The sequence below is a fragment of the Aurantiacibacter rhizosphaerae genome (genome assembly GCF_009807005.1).
In the GTDB taxonomy this organism is placed as follows: Bacteria; Pseudomonadota; Alphaproteobacteria; order Sphingomonadales; family Sphingomonadaceae; genus Alteraurantiacibacter; species Alteraurantiacibacter rhizosphaerae.
In genome coordinates this window covers 442,889-462,178 of record NZ_WUBR01000002.1, presented here as the reverse complement: position 1 = coordinate 462,178, position 19,290 = coordinate 442,889, and the positions used below count along the sequence as shown (strand labels likewise).

Annotated in this window: 20 protein-coding genes, 2 tRNA genes and 1 other RNA gene; 15 read left to right on the top strand and 8 right to left on the bottom strand. The window is 61.5% G+C overall.

Annotated features, from left to right (window positions below; translation table 11 throughout):
- The first annotated feature begins 1 nt into the window (after position 1).
- The 4 genes from GRF63_RS09710 to GRF63_RS09695 are packed head-to-tail and all read left to right on the top strand — an operon-like array spanning position 2 to position 3,466.
- Positions 2-928, top strand: coding sequence for an alpha/beta hydrolase fold domain-containing protein (locus tag GRF63_RS09710; RefSeq protein ID WP_160485805.1), 927 nt, complete (start codon positions 2-4; stop codon positions 926-928).
- Positions 925-1,113, top strand: coding sequence for a hypothetical protein (locus GRF63_RS09705; protein ID WP_160485804.1), 189 nt, complete (start codon positions 925-927; stop codon positions 1,111-1,113). The genes GRF63_RS09710 and GRF63_RS09705 overlap by 4 nt, the downstream gene beginning before the upstream one ends.
- Entirely contained in the window at positions 1,113-2,657 is a 1,545-nt protein-coding gene (locus GRF63_RS09700) for a hypothetical protein (protein WP_237392405.1), read from the top strand. The genes GRF63_RS09705 and GRF63_RS09700 overlap by 1 nt, the downstream gene beginning before the upstream one ends.
- 41 nt (positions 2,658-2,698) lie before the next feature.
- Positions 2,699-3,466 (top strand): hypothetical protein, encoded by a 768-nt coding sequence (locus tag GRF63_RS09695; protein ID WP_160485803.1) that lies wholly within the window; start codon positions 2,699-2,701, stop codon positions 3,464-3,466.
- Between the two features lie 214 nt (positions 3,467-3,680).
- On the opposite strand, the gene GRF63_RS09690 is transcribed toward GRF63_RS09695, so the two are convergent.
- Positions 3,681-3,757, bottom strand: a tRNA-Pro gene (locus GRF63_RS09690).
- Positions 3,758-3,971: 214 nt separating this feature from the next.
- Between GRF63_RS09690 and GRF63_RS09685 the strand changes: the two genes are divergently transcribed.
- From GRF63_RS09685 to GRF63_RS09660, 6 genes are all read left to right on the top strand, one after another.
- Positions 3,972-4,967 carry an SDR family NAD(P)-dependent oxidoreductase gene (locus GRF63_RS09685; protein WP_160485802.1) on the top strand — a complete coding sequence of 332 codons (996 nt, stop codon included), beginning with the start codon at positions 3,972-3,974 and terminating at the stop codon, positions 4,965-4,967.
- A 39-nt stretch (positions 4,968-5,006) separates the two neighbouring features.
- Positions 5,007-5,954 carry a thymidylate synthase gene (gene thyA / locus GRF63_RS09680; RefSeq protein ID WP_160485801.1) on the top strand — a complete coding sequence of 316 codons (948 nt, stop codon included), beginning with the start codon at positions 5,007-5,009 and terminating at the stop codon, positions 5,952-5,954.
- Between the two features lie 85 nt (positions 5,955-6,039).
- Positions 6,040-7,347: a thiamine pyrophosphate-dependent enzyme gene (locus tag GRF63_RS09675; RefSeq protein ID WP_160485800.1), complete on the top strand. Its 1,308-nt coding sequence runs from the start codon at positions 6,040-6,042 to the stop codon at positions 7,345-7,347.
- 5 nt (positions 7,348-7,352) lie between these two features.
- Positions 7,353-8,420: an alpha-ketoacid dehydrogenase subunit beta gene (locus tag GRF63_RS09670; protein ID WP_160486313.1), complete on the top strand. Its 1,068-nt coding sequence runs from the start codon at positions 7,353-7,355 to the stop codon at positions 8,418-8,420.
- A 6-nt stretch (positions 8,421-8,426) separates the two neighbouring features.
- Positions 8,427-9,746 (top strand): dihydrolipoamide acetyltransferase family protein, encoded by a 1,320-nt coding sequence (locus GRF63_RS09665; RefSeq protein WP_160485799.1) that lies wholly within the window; start codon positions 8,427-8,429, stop codon positions 9,744-9,746.
- A 106-nt stretch (positions 9,747-9,852) separates the two neighbouring features.
- A tRNA-Asp gene (locus GRF63_RS09660) sits at positions 9,853-9,929 on the top strand.
- Positions 9,930-9,949: 20 nt separating this feature from the next.
- Here GRF63_RS09660 and GRF63_RS09655 read toward each other — a convergent pair.
- The 6 genes from GRF63_RS09655 to GRF63_RS09635 form a co-directional block, all read right to left on the bottom strand.
- The gene (locus GRF63_RS09655) at positions 9,950-10,735 is read right to left on the bottom strand and encodes a DNA-formamidopyrimidine glycosylase family protein (RefSeq protein ID WP_160485798.1); all 786 of its coding nucleotides are present in this window, start codon (positions 10,733-10,735) and stop codon (positions 9,950-9,952) included.
- A 37-nt stretch (positions 10,736-10,772) separates the two neighbouring features.
- A complete protein-coding gene (locus tag GRF63_RS09650) occupies positions 10,773-10,988 on the bottom strand; it encodes a DUF2842 domain-containing protein (RefSeq protein ID WP_160485797.1) in 216 nt (71 codons plus the stop codon).
- A complete protein-coding gene (locus GRF63_RS09645) occupies positions 10,988-11,572 on the bottom strand; it encodes a 5-formyltetrahydrofolate cyclo-ligase (protein WP_160485796.1) in 585 nt (194 codons plus the stop codon). Before GRF63_RS09645 ends, GRF63_RS09650 begins: the two co-directional genes overlap by 1 nt.
- 23 nt (positions 11,573-11,595) lie before the next feature.
- Positions 11,596-11,764, bottom strand: a non-coding RNA gene (gene ssrS, locus GRF63_RS16845) — 6S RNA.
- Between the two features lie 10 nt (positions 11,765-11,774).
- Positions 11,775-12,140 (bottom strand): cell division protein ZapA, encoded by a 366-nt coding sequence (locus tag GRF63_RS09640; protein WP_160485795.1) that lies wholly within the window; start codon positions 12,138-12,140, stop codon positions 11,775-11,777.
- Complete coding sequence (locus GRF63_RS09635) at positions 12,137-12,334, bottom strand: hypothetical protein (RefSeq protein ID WP_160485794.1); 198 nt, start codon at positions 12,332-12,334, stop codon at positions 12,137-12,139. The genes GRF63_RS09640 and GRF63_RS09635 overlap by 4 nt, the downstream gene beginning before the upstream one ends.
- A gap of 189 nt (positions 12,335-12,523) precedes the next feature.
- Here GRF63_RS09635 and tkt point away from each other — a divergent pair, with 189 nt between their 5' ends.
- Genes tkt through GRF63_RS09615 form a run of 4 tightly spaced genes read left to right on the top strand, consistent with a single transcriptional unit; the run spans position 12,524 to position 17,400 of the window.
- The gene (gene tkt / locus GRF63_RS09630) at positions 12,524-14,518 is read left to right on the top strand and encodes a transketolase (protein WP_160485793.1); all 1,995 of its coding nucleotides are present in this window, start codon (positions 12,524-12,526) and stop codon (positions 14,516-14,518) included.
- A gap of 15 nt (positions 14,519-14,533) precedes the next feature.
- Complete coding sequence (gene gap, locus GRF63_RS09625; protein ID WP_160485792.1) at positions 14,534-15,541, top strand: type I glyceraldehyde-3-phosphate dehydrogenase; 1,008 nt, start codon at positions 14,534-14,536, stop codon at positions 15,539-15,541.
- Between the two features lie 10 nt (positions 15,542-15,551).
- Positions 15,552-16,754, top strand: a complete 1,203-nt coding sequence (locus GRF63_RS09620; RefSeq protein WP_160485791.1) for a phosphoglycerate kinase — start codon at positions 15,552-15,554, stop codon at positions 16,752-16,754.
- Between the two features lie 4 nt (positions 16,755-16,758).
- Entirely contained in the window at positions 16,759-17,400 is a 642-nt protein-coding gene (locus tag GRF63_RS09615) for a 2OG-Fe(II) oxygenase family protein (protein WP_160485790.1), read from the top strand.
- A 16-nt stretch (positions 17,401-17,416) separates the two neighbouring features.
- Here the strand turns inward: GRF63_RS09615 and GRF63_RS09610 are convergent, their stop codons facing one another.
- Positions 17,417-18,205 carry a flavodoxin family protein gene (locus tag GRF63_RS09610; RefSeq protein ID WP_237392404.1) on the bottom strand — a complete coding sequence of 263 codons (789 nt, stop codon included), beginning with the start codon at positions 18,203-18,205 and terminating at the stop codon, positions 17,417-17,419.
- 192 nt (positions 18,206-18,397) lie between these two features.
- Here GRF63_RS09610 and GRF63_RS09605 point away from each other — a divergent pair, with 192 nt between their 5' ends.
- Positions 18,398-19,285, top strand: a complete 888-nt coding sequence (locus GRF63_RS09605; RefSeq protein WP_160485789.1) for a fructose bisphosphate aldolase — start codon at positions 18,398-18,400, stop codon at positions 19,283-19,285.
- The last annotated feature ends 5 nt before the right edge of the window (positions 19,286-19,290 follow it).

The following is a 19,290-nucleotide window of genomic DNA, read 5'->3' as shown; positions in this document are numbered from 1 at the left end:
GGTGATTTGCCGCAAGACCATACTTACTGCCCTTGGCGCGGCCTGTCTCGCCTTTCTCCCCTCCTGCGCGGCCACGGCGCAGCAGCAGATGCTGAACCTCTATGATGGGCCTGCTCCTGGTTCGCAGAACTGGTCGGAGCCGCTGGTGGTGCACTCCGCCGATGGAGGAGAGGAGCGTTACAACACCACAGAACCGCGCTTGCAGGTCTTCCTGCCAGAGCCCGACAAGGCAGACGGCGCGGCCATCGTCATGCTGCCGGGCGGCGGACTTCGCGTGCTGGGCATGGGTGCGTATATCCAGCAAACAGCAAAGATGATGAACGATAGGGGCGTGGCCGTGATCGTGCTGGAATATCGCACGTTGCAGCGCACGCCGGAAGAAATCGCTCAGGCGACAGCACCGCGTCCGGCTGCATCGGGACCAACCGAATTTCCCAAAATGGAAATCCGCAACGCCAATGCCAATCCGTCGCCAGACGACCCGGCGATGAACGAGGTGCTGCGCCTGGCGGTGAATGATGGACAGGCCGCGCTCCGCCTCGTGCGCAGTCGCGCCGAAGAGTGGAACATCGATCCAGCCCGCGTGGGCATGTTCGGCACTTCAGCAGGTGGCGGCGTTGCTTTCGGCACCATGATGGCAGGCGAGGAGGGGGCGACCCCCGATTTCATCATCTCGAACTTCGGTCCTGCCCTGCAGGATATCGCCGTGCCCGAGGACGCGCCGCCCCTGTTCCTGATTACGGAGGCCTGGCACGGCCCGGTGACGGACGGCCTCGTCGCGCTGTTCCAGATGTGGATCGCGGAGCGCGAGCATGCGGAGCTGCACGTCTATGACGTTCCCAACTTCACCATGACGCCGGATCTGTGGGGCGGACGTTTGCTGGAATGGATGAAGGAACGCGAGTTGCTGGACCGCGCGCCCGAATGAATGTTTTCGCAACGACCCTCGGGCTGGCCTTGCGCAAGCGATGTACGATCGCGGTGGACGTGGCTGCCGACATCGTGGCGGTGGGCGGCAATCTTGTTGACGACATAACGAATGTGAAAGACGTGCGGTTCGTGATGAAAGACGGGACAGTTTACCGCCATCAACCGACGCGCGGAGACAGGTAATGACCCAGCTTTCTCTCAACCGTATCTCAGCCGCCCTGCTGGTGGGCGCATCGCTGACGTTCGGCGTTGCCGCCATGAGCCAGGGTGCCGAGGAGCCTCGAAGCCAGTGGTGGGGGCCGGGCGAAGAACACGTGATCGGCGAAACGCTGGAATTTCCCAACGAGGAAGGCCGCCTTCGCCTCATCAACACGGGCGAGTCCATCAACACGGCAGGCCACCCCTTCTTCGAGCCACTGGGCGAGAACGGGCGCGCCTGCGTCACCTGCCACCAGCCGTCCGACGCGATGAGCCTTTCGGCCAAGACGATCCAGGCGCAGTGGGATGCGACGGGTGGCAAAGACCCGCTGTTCGCGGCGGTCGATGGTTCCAATTGCCCCAGCCTGCCGCAAGGTGAGGAGGCATCCCATTCGCTGCTGTTGACGAAGGGCCTGTTCCGCATTCCGCGCCCGTGGCCTCCTCGCGCGGCAGACGGCACGGTGATCGAACCGGAATTTGACCTGGAAGTCGTCAGCGATCCCACGGGCTGCAACCTCGATCCCGAATGGGGCATGTTCAGCGACGATCCCGCTGTGTCCGTTTTTCGCAGGCCGCGCCCGGTGGCGAACATGAAGTACATGCTCACGCTGCCCAACGGCGTGACCCCGCACGAATATTTCATGTACAATGACAAGAGCCTGCTGCCGACCGACCCGGAAACCGGCGAGTTCGTATCCGTGCAGCTGATGTCGGACGGCAGGCTGCCCACCCTGCGCGGGCAGGCGGGCGATGCAAGCTCCACCCACTTGGAAATGATTGCCAAGCTGAGCGAGGAAGAGCTTCGCCAGATCGAGGAGTTCGAGCGCGCGATCTACGTCGCGCAAGGCTTCAGCAACCAGGCAGGCGAACTGGGCGGTTTCGGCACGCCGCCGGGCCTTGGCCCCGAAGCCATGCGCGATGGCCCTCCCGGCGAACTTGGCAACAATCCGGTCAACCGGGTGTTTGGCACCTTCAACATGTGGCTAAACCAGCGCAGCGAAGGCGAGGAATTGACCCCGCAGGAGGAATTCCAGGCATCCGTCGCCCGCGGTGCGAATGTCTTTTTCGACAAGCGCTTCTTCATCCAGGACGTGGGCGTTTATAACGACAAGGGTCTGGGCAATCCCTTCAAGCGCAGCTGCGCATCGGGCTGTCACAACACCGTTCTGGCGGGCATGGACCTTGCACCCGGCTTCATGGACCTGGGGCTGAACAACTGGCCGTGGAACCGGCGCGAGGACCTGCCGCTGTTCAAGGCGACCTGTCACGATGATGCTGTGCCGCAGTCCTATCTCGGCAGAGTTATCTACACCCACGATCCGGGCCGCGCTCTGGTGACGGGCAGGTGCAGCGACATCGGTGCCAGCATGACTCAGCAGATGCGTGGCCTTGCTGCCCGCGCACCCTATTTCATGGGCGGAGAGGCCGACACATTGCGCGAGATGGTGGACTTCTACGATCGCCGCTTCAACATCCGCTACACCGATCAGGAAAAGCAGGATCTGATCAATTTCATGAGCGTGCTATGAGAATGCCCGGAAAACTGGCTCCCATCCTCGCCTTATGCGCCATGACGGTCGCCGTTCCGGCCTCGGCTCAGGAGTATCTGAATTTTGTCGCATGCCCCGTGGCGCAGGACACCGGGGAGCGCAGCGACGTTTGCTTCTTCGTGCGGCACAATGGTGAGCGGTACGGCGTGTCCATTCCTCCCGATTGGGGCCGGCCGCAGCTTGGTCACAAGCTGTTGGTGGAAGGCAACGTGAGCGATGAGGGGCAGGAATGCGGCGGGGTGAAGATCGAGGGACGCGCCTCGGTCCTGCCCGAACTCTCCCTCGAATGTGACGAGATCGCGCCTGCCACACCGGAAATTATCGCGCTGAAACTTGGACGTCGGCCCGACATCACAGAGGAACAGCGCGCAATGATCCTCGCCGATCCGTCAACCTCCCTTCAGATCATGCGATTGCGCGCGTTGCCCGTGCCGGAAGTGGCGCTGGGACAGACGGAAACCATCTACTTCCCCTTCGAGCGAGATCGCGCTTCCGGCCCAGATGCCATGGTCATGCTGGAACTTGCCCGCCTGGCCGAAGCCACGCCCGGCGTGCAGATATCGGTCCGTGCGTTTCGCGGCGCGAACCTGCTCGACAACGGCGAAGTTCTTGTAGAGCGAGAAGAGATGGCCCGTCAGAGAGGGGAGAAGATCGTCGGCATCCTTGAAGGGCTGGGCGCACCGGAAGGATCGATCCACCTCGAGGTTTTCAGCGAAGCGCCGGAACCAACTGGCCGGAACGATTGGCAGAGCCGCCGGGCAGAGCTGCTGGTGTCCGCACCGCGGTAGGGGCACGGTTAGGCTACTCCAGCACGCAATCGAGACACTTGGAGGGTGCGCAGTCATCATCTCCGCCTGCGCCGCGCTCAGCCGGGACTACGCTCGGATTGTTAACAAGCGAAAGGGCCGTGCGACAAAAGCGGCGAGCAGGACTCCAGACCGATTTCCTCGGTTGAAGGAAAACGGCGGAATTCTGCGGCTTATTGTCGGAAACGACGAAAGTTGGTCGGGGAGAGAGGATTCGAACCTCCGGCCCCTGCCTCCCGAAGACAGTGCTCTACCAGGCTGAGCTACTCCCCGACCGGTGCTTGCGAAGGGTGAACCCTCCGCGAGGCAGAGGCGGCCCTATAGGCATAGTGTCTGGCGCTGGCAAGCCTGCCGTGCGCGCCAATAATGAGCCGGCCCTGGCGCAGATGGGGGATAGTCTGGAATGAGGGGGTAACACGTTGCGAAGCAGTGGATGCGATGCCACTAGGCAGCCGACGAATAGTATCTGATCGAAGGGAATATACGAATGCGAGTACTGGTCACAGGTGTGGCGGGTTTCATCGGCGCGGCTTTGGCCGAGCGCTTGCTGGCGCGCGGCGATACCGTATTCGGCATCGATAATCTGAACGATTACTACGATCCTTCGCTGAAACAGGCACGCCTTGCCCGGCTGGAAAAGCTGGGCGGCGATTTCACCTTTGCTCCGCTCGATTTTGCCGACATGGGCGCACTTGAGGCGGCGCTGGACGGCGTGAAGCTGGATCGCATCGTGCATTTGGGTGCGCAGGCTGGCGTGCGCTATTCGCTGGAGAACCCGGCTGCCTATATCCAGTCCAACCTGGTGGGCCATGCCAACATGCTGGAGATCGCCCGGCACAGAGAGGTGGAGCACTTGGTCTACGCCAGTTCGTCCAGCGTTTACGGCGGCAATGACAAGGTGCCATTCAGCGTGGACGACCGCGCCGATCACCCCGTTTCGCTCTATGCCGCCACGAAGCGCGCGGATGAGATGTTGAGCGAAAGCTACGCCCACCTCTATCGTATTCCGCAAACGGGTCTGCGCTTCTTTACCGTTTACGGTCCGTGGGGCAGGCCGGACATGGCCATGTGGATCTTCACCAGCAAGATCTTGGCGGGCGAGCCTATCCCTGTTTTCAACAAGGGTGAGATGTGGCGCGATTTCACTTTCATCGACGATATCATTGCAGGCGTCACTGCCGTGCTGGACAATCCTCCGGCGGATGATGGCGCGGCGAAGCCCGGCGGATCGGTAAAACCGCATGCGATCTACAACATCGGCAACCATCGCAGTGAGAAGCTGACCAAGGCTATCGAGTTGCTGGGCGAGGCATGCGGGCGCGAGGTGAAGATCGACTGGCAGCCCATGCAGAAGGGTGACGTGGTGCGCACCTATGCCGATATCGATGCGATCAGCAGCAATCTTGGCTATGCACCCACCACCTCTATCGAGGAAGGCATTCCCAGCTTTGTGAACTGGTATCGGGAATATCACGGCATGTGATCTTGGCGACAGGGCGGTGCCGGTGGTAGCGAGGTTGCCATGAGCACCACCCAAGACCGCCACCCCGAATGGCAATATCTCGATCTCATGCGCCATATCTGGGAGCATGGGGATCAGCGCATGGATCGCACCAGGGTGGGCACCCGTTCAGTGTTCGGCACCATGCTGCGCTTCAATCTTGGTGGCGGCCATGTTCCGCTGCTGACGACGAAGCGCGTCTACTGGAAAGCCGCCGCCAAGGAGATGCTGTGGTTCCTGACGGGCGACACCAATATCCGCCCGCTGTTGCAGCAGGGCGTTACGATCTGGAGCGATTGGCCGCTGGCGAAGTACCGGCAGGCGAGTGGCGAGGATATCAGCCAGAAGGATTTCGAAGCGCGGATCGTGGCGGATGAGGCATTCGCCGCCAACTGGGGCGATCTGGGCCCGGTGTATGGCAAGCAATGGGTGGACTGGCCCACCTATGATTACGGGCCGGATGGCAGGTATCAGAAAGGCCCCGGCATCAACCAGGTGGCGCAGGTGGTGGAAAGCCTGAAGACCAATCCTGGCAGCCGCCGCCACATCATCGAAGGGTGGAACGTGGCGGAGCTGGACCGGATGGCGCTGCCACCGTGCCACAAGACTTATCAGTTCCACGTGGCGGGGGAAGGGGAGGACGCGCGCCTCAACTGCCTGCTGTATCAGCGCAGCTGCGATGTGGCGCTTGGGCTACCCTTCAATCTGTTCGGTGCGGCGCTGCTGGCGCGCATGATTGCAGCGCAGGCGGGCCTGCAGCCGGGTGAGCTGGTGTGGAGCGGCGGTGATACGCATCTGTACCTCAATCACACCGAATTGGTGGAAGCGCAGCTACAGCGTGAACCAGCGGGCGCACCGAAACTTGTTCTGAAAAGGGTGCCGCCGACAATATTCGACTACTGTTTCGACGATTTTGAGGTGGTTGATTACGAACCGCAAGGAGCCCTGCGCGCACCTGTAGCTGTTTGATTATTCCTGTGATAGATCGGATTGACGGTTACCTTTGTGACTAATATAATTCCAATCAATTGGAATAATCTTATGGGAGCAGGTCGTGTCCAAACCAAGGGACGAGAATGCCGATAATCAGGCGGGCAGCAATCGACCCAAGCTCGCATTGCATGTTCCGGAACCGCGCTATCGCCCCGGTGACACGGTAGATTTCAGCGATCTTCAGATCAGCAAGGCAGGCGATCAGCCGCGCCCGGACGAAACGGCCGAGGCCAGTGAAACCTATCCGCTTTGCAATGATCTGATTCGCGTTCTGGGCGATGACGACAAGGCCCACGGCCCGTGGGACCCGCGCCTTGATGCCGATACCTTGCGCGCCATGCTGCGTGAAATGGCGCTGGTGCGCGCGTTCGATAATCGCATGTACCGCGCGCAAAGGCAGGGCAAGACCAGCTTTTACATGAAGTGCACGGGCGAAGAGGCGACAAGCGTCTGCGCCACCCATGCTCTGGCCGGGGATGACATGATCTTTCCCAGCTATCGCCAGCAGGGTTGCCTGATCGCACGCGGTTACGCGCTGACCGAGATGATCAACCAGATCTATTCGAACAAGGCTGACAAGCTGAAGGGCCGCCAGCTGCCGATCATGTATTGCTCGAAGCGTCTGAGCTTCTTCTCAATCAGCGGCAATCTTGCCACGCAGCTGCCGCAGGCGACGGGTTTTGCCATGGCCAGCGCCAGCAAGGGCGATTCCCGCATCGCCGCCACATGGGTGGGCGAGGGCAGCACGGCAGAGGGTGATTTCCACTCCGCGATGACGTTCGCCACGGTCTATAACGCGCCGGTCATCTTCAATATCATCAACAATCAGTGGGCGATCTCGTCCTTCTCCGGTTTCGCCGGGGCAGAGCGGGCCACCTTCGCAGCGCGCGCCATTGGCTATGGCATTGCGGGCCTGCGGGTGGACGGCAACGATCCGCTTGCCGTGTTCGCCGCCGAACGCTGGGCCGCAGACCGCGCCCGTGCCAATGGCGGGCCGACGCTGATCGAACATTTTACATATCGGGCGGAAGGGCATTCCACGTCCGACGATCCCAGCGCCTATCGTTCTGCCGAGGAGCAAAACGAATGGCCGCTCGGCGATCCTGTGAACCGTTTGAAGAAGCATCTTATCGCGCTTGGCGAATGGTCTGAAGACCAGCAGGAAGCGATGGATGCAGAGCTGGATGCCGAAGTTCGCAAGGCGATGAAGGAGGCCGAGAAGAACGGCATCCTTGGCCATGGCCTGCACCATCCCTTCCACACCATGTTCGAAGATGTTTTCGAGGAACTGCCCTGGCACCTGGAAGAACAGGCCGCGCAGGCGATCCGTGAGAGGCAGATCAAGTTTCCCGAGGATCCGGCGGAATGACCGACATGACTACAGACACCGCTGCCAAGACGCCTGAGGCTGGCAAAGCCACCGGCAACGTCAAGCACATGAACATGATCGAGGCGATCAATTCCGCGCTCGACAATATGCTGGAACGCGATGACGACGTTATCCTGCTGGGCGAGGATATCGGCTATTTCGGCGGCGTGTTCCGCTGCACCGCAGGCCTGCAGGAAAAATACGGCAAGACCCGCGTGTTCGACACACCGATTTCGGAATGCGGCATTATCGGTGTTGCAGTGGGGATGGGCGCCTATGGCCTGCGCCCCGTGCCCGAAATCCAGTTTGCCGATTACATCTATCCCGGCCTAGATCAGCTCGTCTCGGAAGCAGCGCGCCTGCGCTATCGCTCCGCTGCGGAATTCATCGCGCCGATGACGGTTCGCAGCCCCTTTGGCGGCGGCATCTTCGGCGGGCAGACGCACTCGCAGAGCCCCGAATCGATCTTCACCCACGTTTCGGGTTTGAAGACCGTCATCCCCTCCACGCCCTATGATGCGAAGGGTCTGCTGATTTCCTGCATCGAGGATAATGACCCGGTCATCTTCTTCGAGCCGAAGCGTATTTATAATGGCCCGTTCGACGGTTTCTACGACAAGCCCGCCAAGAGCTGGAAGGGCTTTGACGAGGCGCAGGTGCCGGAGGATTATTACAAGATCCCGCTCGGCAAGGCGCGCACCGTGACAGAAGGCGATGCGCTGACGATCCTCGCCTATGGCACCATGGTGCACGTGGTGGAGAGCGTGACGCGCGCCAAGGGCGTGAATGCCGAAATCCTCGATCTGCGCACGTTGGTGCCGCTGGATATCGAAGCGATCGAGGCTTCGGTGGAAAAGACCGGCCGCTGCCTGATCGTGCATGAGGCAACGCGCACCTCCGGCTTTGGCGCAGAGCTTTCCGCGATGGTGCAGGAACGCTGCTTCTACCACCTTGAAGCGCCTATCGAGCGCGTCACCGGTTTCGACACACCCTATCCCCACAGCCTCGAATGGGCGTATTTCCCCGGTCCCGTCCGCATCGGCGAGGCCATCGACAAGCTTTTGAGCGAGTAAGGCCCCATGGCAAAGTTCACATTTAATCTGCCCGATATCGGTGAAGGCATCGCAGAGGCCGAGATCGTCGCCTGGCACGTCCAGGTCGGCGACCGGATCGAGGAAGATGGCCAGCTAGCCGACATGATGACCGACAAGGCGACCGTCGAAATGGAAAGCCCCGTCACCGGCACGGTGGTGGAAGTCGCCGGCGAAGTTGGCGACGTGGTGGCCATCGGCGGCATGCTGGCGGTGATCGAGGTAGAGGGCGAAGTGCCCGACGATGTTGCCGAGGAAAACGAGGCTGCTGCCGAAGCTGCGCCAGAGACAGCACCGGCGCCAAAGTCCGAAGAGGTGGAAACGCGTATCGAGGTGGAGAACCCCGACGCCTCCGATCAGGAAGATGCCGCGGCGGCGGTTGAGGAGAAGGCCGCGCCTGCGCAATCCCCAACAGCTGCGCCGCAACCGGCGAGCCATGATGCGAAGGTGCTGGCCAGTCCCGCCGTGCGCAAGCGTGCCAAGGACCTTGGCATCGATCTGTCACACGTGAAACCGCACGAGGACGGGCGTGTCCGCCACGCCGATCTCGATTCGTTCATTGCCTATTCCGGCGGTTATTCCGGTTCCGGCGCAGCGCGCGCGGACGAGGAGATCAAGGTCATCGGTCTGCGCAAGCGGATTGCCGAGAACATGGCTGCCGCCAAGCGCAACATCCCGCATTTCACCTATGTCGAGGAAACCGACGTTACCGCGCTGGAGGAAACCCGCGCGCAGCTGAATGCCAACCGGGGGGACCGGCCCAAGCTTACCATGCTGCCGCTGATGATCGCGGCAATCTGCAGGACGCTGCCCGATTTCCCCATGATCAACGCCCGCTTCGATGACGAGGCACGCGTGGTGACGCGCCATGGCAGCGTGCACCTGGGCATGGCCACCATGACCGACAACGGCCTGATGGTGCCCGTAATTCGCGATGCGCAGGGGATGAACCTGTGGCAGCTGGCGCGTGAAATCACGCGGCTGGCAGAGGCGGCCAGGGATGGGACGGCAACGTCCGGGGAACTGTCAGGCTCCACCCTCACGATCACTTCTCTCGGCCCGCTGGGCGGCGTTGCCACCACTCCTGTCATCAACCGGCCCGAAGTTGCCATCATCGGCCCGAATCGCATCATCGAAAGGCCGATGTTCGTGACCGGCAGCGATGGGCAGGAGCGTATCGAGAAGCGCAAGCTGATGAATATCTCGATCAGCTGCGATCACCGCGTGGTGGATGGATATGATGCCGCCGCATTCGTGCAGGAATTGAAGAAAATGCTGGAAGCTCCAGCCACGATTCTGGCCGGTTGATCAGCCTAATTTGAAGATAGTTCAAAAAGCCGCTTCTGGTGTGTTGACAGGGTGATGACCCTCTACTAGATGCGCGGCTCCCAAGAGGCGCTAGCCGCTTAAATGCGCGGGTGTAGCTCAGTTGGTTAGAGTGTCGGCCTGTCACGCCGAAGGTCGCGGGTTCAAGTCCCGTCACTCGCGCCACTTGGGACCTTTTTATTGCCTTATGATTGATGGCTGTCGCAGTGATACGCACTGCGGCCGCCAACGGTCTTTTTCGCAATCGTGCCGCCGCACTTTCGGCATTCGGCGCCCACCTTGCGATGGCTGATCAGCCAGCTGTCGGGAAGCTGCGAATAATCGGCATTGGTATCCATCACAGCGGCAAGCGTATCCTGCATCACGCCGTGCATCTTGCGCAGCGTCTTTTCGTCCAGCTCGCTGGCCTTGCGGCCCGGCATGATGCCCATGGCGAACAGGATTTCGTCAGACCACAGATTGCCGACGCCGGCGATTTTCTTCTGCTCGATCAGCGCCGATTTCACCGCGCCATTGGTGCCGCCGATCACCTCCACGAAATCATCCCGTGAAATGGCCATGGCATCCGGGCCAAAGCCGATGCGTTCGATCTCCTCCTCCGGCGAATCGACAACCCGCAGCCACCCCAGCTTGCGCGGGCAGCGAAAGGCGAGGGCACGGCTGCCTTCGAATCGGATCAGGAACTTGGTGGCGCCGGGCTGTTCGTCCTCCCCCTCGTCAAAAGGGATAAGGCTTCCCGTCATGCCAAGGTGCACGCAGATCCACGGGCCGGTTTTCGATCCTGCGAAGATCAGCTTCCCATGGCGATGCGTTTCGGTGAACCGGCGGCCCACCAGCCGCTTTGCCTCGTTATCGCCGGGAAGATCTATGTAGGTGACGTTGTCGCCCGGCACTGCCTCTTCGATCGTGCGGTTCAGGCACTGGTCTTCGATACGGCGGCGATTGGCTTCGGCTTCGGGAAGTTCTGGCATGGCGGTGAAACACCTGCCGCGCCGTCGCGGTTCCGGCTCAGCCCCAGCGGCCCGTTTCCATCCAGATCAAAAAGCGCCGCAGCGGCCTGATCCAAATTACGCCCAGCACGATATACACCAGCGTCTGCGCCCACACCGGCCATCCGCCGATCAGGGAGGGTGCATAACGCGCGATCACCACGGCATAGACGATCAGCCCGGCGACCAGCGCCAGGATGCCGACAGGGATGCGCCAGGTGGGTTCGGTGCGCATCAGAACGGCCCGTAAATGCGGGTCGGGGTGATGATCGCGGAAAGCGGCATGTCGTGCTCCTCTACCGGCAGCGTGTCGCACTTCTGCACGTCCCACGCCATGCCGATGGCCAGCGTATCGGGATGGGCTGCCAGCCAGCTGTCATAAAAGCCGCCGCCCTGGCCGATCCGGGCGCCATCCTCTGTGAAACCCACCAGCGGCATGAACAGCACGTCCGGCACCACGCGTTGCGCGTCGCCCGCGGGCTGCATCAGCTTCATCGGGCCTTCTTCCAGATCGCTTTCGCCATAGGGATCGGTGTGGACGTGAAAGGTCATCCCAGCGTCCAGCGTTGTGATGCGGGGCAGGGCGATGGTGTGGCCGCTTTCCATGAAATGGCGGGCATAGCTGCCGGCGGGCGCTTCTCCGGTGTCGGCACGGTAGAGGCCGATGACGGCATCTTCCGGCACCAGTTCGCGCACCGGCGCTGGCGGCTGACGGAACACCAGCGCGCTCACCTCTGGCGGCAAAGCGGCGGCGTGATCGCGGCGGGCCTTGCGCAATTGTTTGCGCAGGGCGGCTTTCTGCTGGGTAATATCGGACATCACGCTCGCTCTAGGTGGAAAGTGGCGGAACCACCATGGGTCGTTTTCCGGGAAATCCTCTGACGCGAAAACGTCAGGTGGGCGCCGTATGCACCGGCCCCACAGCCGAACTGGTGGGCCGGGCAGGGACAGCTCCCTTGGATTGCTTATAGCCTCAGGGATGTTCGAACGGCTCGTGCCGGGCAGTCCCGCCAACACCTATTTAGGAGTTCGTGCCACCACTCTCAAGCTGGTTTGCCAATGCTTCGAGCCGATCGGCCATTTTTTCCAGATTTTCGGCGTGGGCATCGGCCTGGGCATCATTCGCAGCGGTATGCGAAACTGTCCCCGCATCCGTATCCGGCGCCGCCGTCTCGTTGGCGAGCTTCGCCTCGTGCAATTCATCGGCCAGCAGCAGGGAGGCATACAGCAGCACACGCTCTGCCGACTGGCTTTTCAGGCTGTCTATCTGCGCCAGCTTTTCGCTGATGGAGGTGCCAAGCCCCTCGACATGCGCTTCCTCGCCCGGTGCGCAGGCAATGGTGTAGCGCCGACCGGCGATCTCCAGTGTCACATTGCTGCTGCTCATGATGACAGGGTTTCTATCAGCGCATCGATCTGTGCCACTGCGCCAGCGGCCTCTTCCCGCAGCCGGTCATAACGGGCTTGCAGGGCAGGGTCCGCGCTTTCGTCGGCAACGGGAGCACGCGTTGCGGCGGCCTCGATCCGTGTCGAAGCCGCTTCGATCCGGGCCAGTGCCTTTTCGAGGCGATCATCTTCCATCTGCGGCGAATTACTCCCTAATCGCGCGGCGGCAAAGGGATGCATCGGCAAGCTGTGAATAACTCTCGATGAACGAATTGCCCTTTCGGCAAGAAAAGGGTGTCTTGCTTGACCTTCCTGCCTCCCCCCATCACACAGCCTCCAACCGAATCGCTGCATTATACGCAGCACCCGCGAGGAGGCTCTTTCATGAGCGACGATACCGCCCGTTTTACCAATATGGCCAACGCCATTCGCGCCCTGTCGATGGACGCGGTGCAGGCTGCCAATTCCGGCCACCCCGGCATGCCGATGGGCATGGCCGATGTCGCCACCGTTCTGTGGTCCGATTATCTGAAGTTCGATCCCACGGCGCCCGGCTGGGCTGACCGCGATCGTTTCGTGCTAAGCGCGGGCCACGGCTCCATGCTTATCTATTCGCTGTTGCACCTGTCGGGCTATGAAGCGCCCACTCTGGAAGATATCAAGAATTTCCGCCAGCTGGGCAGCCCCTGCGCCGGACACCCGGAGAACTTCCTGCTGGACGGCGTTGAAGCCACCACCGGCCCGCTGGGCCAGGGCCTGGCAATGGCCGTGGGCATGGCCATGGCAGAGCGGCATCTGAACAGCGTTTTCGGTGACGATCTGGTGGATCACCGCACCTGGACCATCGCTGGCGATGGCTGCCTGATGGAAGGCATCAACCACGAGGCCATCGGCATTGCCGGGCACCTGAAGCTGGGCCGCCTGATCGTGCTGTGGGATGACAACAACATCACCATCGATGGCAAGGTCTCGCTGTCCTCTTCAGAAGATATTCCGGCGCGCTATGCCGCCACTGGCTGGCAGGTGGTATCCTGCGATGGGCACGATCCCGCCGATATCCGCCGCGCTATCGATGAAGCGCTGGCCGACGAAACGCGCCCCTCGCTGGTGAAATGCACCACCGTGATCGGCAAGGGTTCGCCCAACAAGCAGGGCACCAGCGCCACCCACGGCGCGCCGCTGGGCGATGATGAAATCGCCGCTGCGCGCAAGGAACTGGGCTGGGATCACGGCCCGTTCGTGGTGCCTGACGATGTTCGGGACAACTGGCTTGCCACGGGCGAACGCGGCAAGGCAGCCCATGCGGAATGGGCAAAGCGCCTAGATGCATCGGGCGACAAGGCCGAATTCACCCGCCGTATGGCTGGCGAACTTCCGTCTGGAGACAAGGCAGCGCGCGCGTTCGGCAAATGGCTGGAAAGCGCGGAGAAGGTTGCCACCCGCAAGGCCAGCGAAAACGCGCTGGAAGTGCTGAACCCGCTCTACCCTGAAATGATCGGCGGCAGCGCCGACCTTACGGGATCGAACAACACCAAGGCAGGCGGCATCGGGCCGCTGACGGCGGAGGATTACTCGGGCCGCTATGTCTATTATGGCATTCGCGAATTCGGCATGTCGGCGGCGATGAACGGCATGGCGCTGCACGGGGGCATCATCCCCTATGGCGGCACCTTCCTGATCTTCACCGACTATGCCCGCGGTGCAATCCGCCTGTCCGCATTGCAGCAGACCCGCGTGATTTACGTGATGACGCATGACAGCATCGGCCTTGGCGAGGATGGACCCACCCACCAGCCGATCGAGCATCTGCAAAGCCTGCGCGCCATGCCCAATGTTCTGGTCATGCGTCCGGCAGACCGGGTGGAAACCGCGGAATGCTGGCAGATTGCGCTGGCGCAGAAGGATCGTCCTTCTGTTATCGCGCTCAGCCGTCAGGGCCTGCCGCAGGTGCGCAATTCGCCTGATGAAACAGACATGTGCTCCAAGGGTGCGTACCGCCTGAAACGCGCGGGCAACAAGCGCCGCGTTATCTTCATCGCCACCGGTTCCGAAGTGCATCTGGCGCTGGAATGTGCCGAGGCGCTGGAGAAGGACGGCATCGGTTGCGACGTTGTTTCCATGGTCTGCACGGAACTTTTTGACGAGCAGGATGCCGCCTATAAGGAAGACATCCTTCCCAACGTGCCCCCCGGTGAAATTATGCGCGTCTCGATCGAGGCCGGCACGACGTTCGGCTGGGAACGCTACACAATGGCAAATGGCCTGAACTTCGGCATCGATCGCTTCGGCGCATCCGCCCCGGCGAACGAGCTGTTTGAGAAATTCGGCCTGACCGCAGAGGCCATCGTCCCTAAAATCAAGAACAATTTGAACGACTAAGCAGGAGTTTTTACTATGGCGACCAAGGTTTCGATCAACGGTTTTGGACGTATCGGGCGACTTGTTGCACGCGCCATTCTGGAGCGCGACGACCACGACCTGGAACTGGTGGCGATCAACGATCTGGCCGACACCGATGCCAACGCGCTGCTGTTCGGCTTCGATTCCACCCACGGCCGCTTCCCCGGCACGGTGGAAGTTGACGGCAACAATCTGGTGGTGAACGGCAAGAGCATCGCCGTCACCAGCGAGCGTGATCCCGGCAATCTGCCGCACAAGGAAATGGGCGTGGACATCGTGCTGGAATGCACGGGCTTCTTCCAGAGCCATGATGCCGCCAAGCCGCACCTGGATGCAGGCGCAAAGCGCGTGCTGATTTCTGCGCCCGCCAAGGAAGTTTCCGCCACTGTCGTTTACGGCGTGAACCACGATGTGCTGACGGCGGACGACCTGATCGTCTCCAACGCCAGCTGCACCACCAACTGCCTGGCGCCCGTCGCCAAGGTGCTGAACGATGCCGTGGGTATCGAGCGTGGCTTCATGACCACGATCCACAGCTACACCAATGATCAGCGCATGCTGGACCAGATGCACAGCGACATGCGCCGTGCCCGTGGCGGTGCGCAAAACATGATCCCCACCACCACCGGCGCTGCCCGCGCGGTGGGCCTGGTGCTGCCGGAACTTTCCGGCAAGCTGGATGGATCCTCCGTTCGCGTTCCCACGCCCAACGTCTCGCTGATCGACCTGGTGTTCACGCCGGGCCGTGACACCAGCGCAGAAGAGCTGAACAAGGCGCTGATGGCGGCGGCAACCGGTCCGATGAAGGGCGTTCTCGACTATACCGAGAAGCCCCTCGTTTCGCAGGACTTCAACCACCACCCCGCCAGCTCCACCGTGGATTCGCTGGAAACCGCCGTGCTGGAAGGCAAGCTGGCGCGCGTCGTCAGCTGGTATGACAACGAGTGGGGCTTCTCCAACCGGATGATCGATACCGCCGGTGTGATGGCGAAATTCCTGTAAGGAAACTGGCATGAGCGCGTTCAAGACACTCGACGACCTGCCCCAGGATCTCACCGGCCAGCGTGCGCTGGTCCGCGTGGATCTGAACCTCCCGATGAAGGATGGCAGGGCGACAGATCTGACGCGCGCTCGTGCCGTCGCCCCGACGATACTCGAATTGAGCCAGCGCGGCGCGAAAGTGCTGCTGCTGGCCCATTTCGGGCGTCCCAAGGGTGAACGGCACTCCACCCTCTCGCTCAGTGAAGTGCTGGGCGAGATGGAAGGCGTGCTGGACAAGGAGATCATGTTCATCTCCGAAATTCACGGCCCCGTGTGCGCGCAGGCCATCGATATCCTCGGCCCCGGTGATATCGGCATTCTGGAGAACACCCGCTTCTGGCCGGGTGAAGAGGCGAACGATCCCGAATTTGCCAAGGCCATCGCGGCCAATGGCGATTTCTACGTCAACGATGCCTTCTCCGCCTCCCACCGCGCGCATGCCACCACGGTAGGGCTGGCAAAGCTGCTGCCCGCCTATGCCGGCCGCTCCATGGAAAAGGAACTGAAGGCGCTGGACGCCGCGCTGGGCAATCCCACGCCGCCGGTTGCCGCCGTCGTGGGCGGGGCAAAGGTTTCCACCAAGCTGGCGGTTCTGGAGAACCTCAGCCGCAAGGTGCAGCACCTGATCATCGGCGGCGGCATGGCCAACACCTTCCTTGCCGCCAATGGCGTGGATGTGGGCAAGAGCCTGTGCGAGCATGATCTGACAGACACGGTGAAGGATATCCTCGCCGCCGCGGACGAGGCTGGCTGCACCGTCCACCTGCCGTATGACGTGGTGGTGGCAAAGGAATTTGCCGCCAATCCGCCATCCCTGCGCACCTGCAACGTGCACGAAGTGGCAGCGGACGAGATGATCCTGGACGTCGGCCCGCAGGCGGCAGAGGCGCTGGGCGATGTGCTGAAAACCTGCGCCACGCTGGTGTGGAACGGCCCTCTGGGCGCGTTCGAAACGCCGCCTTTTGACGAGGCGACCGTGGCGCTGGCCAAGACGGCTGCGGCGCTGACGCAGGACGGTTCGCTGGTATCCGTCGCTGGTGGCGGCGATACCGTGGCCGCCATGGTGCATGCGGGCGTTGCCGACGATATTACTTATATCTCAACGGCTGGCGGGGCTTTCCTCGAATGGATGGAAGGCAAGGAACTGCCCGGCGTCGCCGCGCTTACGAGCTGAGGCCATGGCCGAAACCCGCAACCTCTTTGCAACGCCGTTCGTTATCGACCAGCTGCAAAGCGCGACGGGCATGCAGATCCTGCGCGAAGCGATCGAGGCAGAGATGGCGCGCGATGCGGGCGGCGTTTCCATCAGCAATATCGGCGGCTGGCATTCCAACACCCAGATGATGGAATGGGGCGGCGAAGCGGCGAAGGCGCTGGTGTTCAAGGCCATGACGCTGGCGGATCAGCGCACGCTGGATACAAAAAGTCCGCAGGAAAGCCGCTTTGGCTGGATCCCCGAAATGTGGGCCAATGTCAGCAGCAAGGGCAACGCCAACCAGTACCATACCCATCCGGGCAGCTATTGGTCTGCCGTTGCCTATATTGACGATGGATATGCGGGGAATGATGATCCGCAGCTGGGCGGAGAGCTGCAATTGCTGGACCCGCGCGCTCCGCTAACGCAGATGGCCGCGCCGGATTTACGGCTGCTGGACGATGCCGGAAAGCCGCTATCGCCCGAAATAACCCTGCGCCCGCGCACCGGCATGATGGTGTTGTTTCCCAGCTGGCTGCAACACGCCGTGCGCCCGTTTCAGGGGGAGGGGACACGCATCTCCATCGCCATCAATCTGACAGCAGCGATGAAGCGCCCGGCGTAACACCTGCGCCTATCGTTCAGCGGTGTTCCGGGTTGGGCCAGCCGGGCTTGTTGCCGTCACCCCAATCGGTTTTGACGTTACCCACGGCGGGATAGCCGCCATTATCCTTCAGCATGCGCGCGGCGTGCAGCAGGTTGAACGCCATGAAAGTGGTGTTGCGCTGCGTGAATTCATTGTCGAACCCGGCGCGGCTGCCGTCGTCCTGTTCGTCTCCGTAGGATGGGCCGGGGCCGGCTTCCCCGATCCAGCCGCAATCGGCCTGCGGCGGTATGGTCAGGCCGACGTGGCTCATGGCATAAAGAACGCCTGCCGCCACGTGCTTTATCCCGTCCTCATTCCCCGTCACCACGCAGCCGCCAACCTTGCCGTAAAAAGCATATTGGCCCTGTTCGTTGGTTTCGGCTGAATGGGCGTAGAGCTTTTCGATAAAGCTTTGCGCGATGGATGATTTTTCGCCCAGCCAGATGGGTGTGCCAAGGACGATGATATCAGCATCGAACACGTCGGGTGACAGTTTGGGCCAGTCGTCGCGGTCCCATCCATGCTCCGTCATGTCAGGATAGACACCGGGCGCGAGGGTATATTCAGACAGGCGGTGCCGGGTGACGCCTACGCCCTGGCTGGCGAAGATTTCGGCCACCACGTCCAGCAGGGTGTCTGTATGCGAATCCTGCGAGGGGTGCTTCAGCGTGGCATTGAAAAACACGGCCTTCAGGTCCGAAAAGTCGATATCGCATCCGGTCGTGATGCTGTCTTGTTTGTGGCTGAGAGCCATGCGCCAGTCTCCATTGGTGGTACTGGGCAACGGCGCCAGGCGATGAAGCGTTCCGATTTTGCCGGGCTGCACGCGGGGAGGGGGCTGCGCGGAGTCCCGCAACGGGGCTTACCCGCATGATTTCACCCACCATACCAATGCGCCTCCGCCCGCCTGTTGCGCTGATGCAATCCGCACCATAAGAGCCTCAGGCAAATCAATCCGGAACTGAGGAGCTTCCGCATGAATACCGAGGAAATGACCGCAAAAATCGCCAAAGGCAAAGGCTTCATCGCCGCGCTGGACCAGTCGGGCGGTTCCACGCCCAAGGCCCTGCGCGGATACGGCGTGGAAGACAGCGAATGGTCCGGCGATGACGAGATGTTTGGCAAGATTCACGAGATGCGCAGCCGCGTGATCACCTCGCCCAGCTTTTCGAACGGCAAGGTCATCGGTGCAATCCTGTTCGAGCGGACGATGGATGGCCAGGTTGACGGCAAGCCCACGGCTGAGGCGCTGAAAGAGCGCGGCGTGGTGCCCTTCATCAAGATCGACCAGGGCCTGGCGGACGAGGAAAACGGCGTTCAGCTGATGAACCCGCTGACGAAGCTGGATGCGCTGCTGGAAAAATCCGTGGCGCAGGGCATGTTCGGCACGAAGGAACGCTCCGTCATCAAGTCCGCCAATGCAGAAGGCATCGCCGCCGTGGTGGCGCAGCAATTCGAAGTCGGCAATCGCGTGATCGATGCAGGCCTGATGCCGATCCTAGAACCCGAATACGATATCACTGCGGATGACCGTGCAGAGGGTGAGGAAATTCTGAAGGCGGAAATCCTCAAGAACCTCGATAATCTGCCCGACGATCGCCAAGTCATGCTGAAGCTTTCAATCCCCAAGAAGGCCAATCTTTACAAGGAACTGGTGGATCACCCCAAGGTGCTTTCCGTCGTCGCACTCTCCGGCGGTTATCTGACCGATGAGGCTTGCGCCGAACTGGAAAAGAACAACGGCATGATCGCCAGCTTCAGCCGCGCCATGCTGCAGGATCTGCGCGCGCAGCAGAGCGACGAGGAATTCGACGCAACGCTGGGCAATGCCATCAATTCGATCTGCGCGGCATCGTCCACCTGATCGCC

What these genes read in the sequence shown, in the direction of transcription:
- GRF63_RS09665 (WP_160485799.1), top strand. Translation starts at nt 8,427, where the DNA reads ATGGCAAAGTTCACATTTAATCTGCCCGATATCGGTGAAGGCATCGCA.
- GRF63_RS09685 (WP_160485802.1), top strand. Translation starts at nt 3,972, where the DNA reads ATGCGAGTACTGGTCACAGGTGTGGCGGGTTTCATCGGCGCGGCTTTG.
- gap (WP_160485792.1), top strand. Translation starts at nt 14,534, where the DNA reads ATGGCGACCAAGGTTTCGATCAACGGTTTTGGACGTATCGGGCGACTT.
- GRF63_RS09615 (WP_160485790.1), top strand. Translation starts at nt 16,759, where the DNA reads ATGGCCGAAACCCGCAACCTCTTTGCAACGCCGTTCGTTATCGACCAG.
- GRF63_RS09695 (WP_160485803.1), top strand. Translation starts at nt 2,699, where the DNA reads ATGACGGTCGCCGTTCCGGCCTCGGCTCAGGAGTATCTGAATTTTGTC.
- GRF63_RS09635 (WP_160485794.1), bottom strand. Translation starts at nt 12,334, where the DNA reads ATGGAAGATGATCGCCTCGAAAAGGCACTGGCCCGGATCGAAGCGGCT.
- GRF63_RS09620 (WP_160485791.1), top strand. Translation starts at nt 15,552, where the DNA reads ATGAGCGCGTTCAAGACACTCGACGACCTGCCCCAGGATCTCACCGGC.
- GRF63_RS09700 (WP_237392405.1), top strand. Translation starts at nt 1,113, where the DNA reads ATGACCCAGCTTTCTCTCAACCGTATCTCAGCCGCCCTGCTGGTGGGC.
- GRF63_RS09705 (WP_160485804.1), top strand. Translation starts at nt 925, where the DNA reads ATGAATGTTTTCGCAACGACCCTCGGGCTGGCCTTGCGCAAGCGATGT.
- thyA (WP_160485801.1), top strand. Translation starts at nt 5,007, where the DNA reads ATGAGCACCACCCAAGACCGCCACCCCGAATGGCAATATCTCGATCTC.
- GRF63_RS09640 (WP_160485795.1), bottom strand. Translation starts at nt 12,140, where the DNA reads ATGAGCAGCAGCAATGTGACACTGGAGATCGCCGGTCGGCGCTACACC.
- GRF63_RS09670 (WP_160486313.1), top strand. Translation starts at nt 7,353, where the DNA reads ATGACTACAGACACCGCTGCCAAGACGCCTGAGGCTGGCAAAGCCACC.
- GRF63_RS09655 (WP_160485798.1), bottom strand. Translation starts at nt 10,735, where the DNA reads ATGCCAGAACTTCCCGAAGCCGAAGCCAATCGCCGCCGTATCGAAGAC.
- GRF63_RS09650 (WP_160485797.1), bottom strand. Translation starts at nt 10,988, where the DNA reads ATGCGCACCGAACCCACCTGGCGCATCCCTGTCGGCATCCTGGCGCTG.
- tkt (WP_160485793.1), top strand. Translation starts at nt 12,524, where the DNA reads ATGAGCGACGATACCGCCCGTTTTACCAATATGGCCAACGCCATTCGC.
- GRF63_RS09605 (WP_160485789.1), top strand. Translation starts at nt 18,398, where the DNA reads ATGAATACCGAGGAAATGACCGCAAAAATCGCCAAAGGCAAAGGCTTC.
- GRF63_RS09645 (WP_160485796.1), bottom strand. Translation starts at nt 11,572, where the DNA reads ATGTCCGATATTACCCAGCAGAAAGCCGCCCTGCGCAAACAATTGCGC.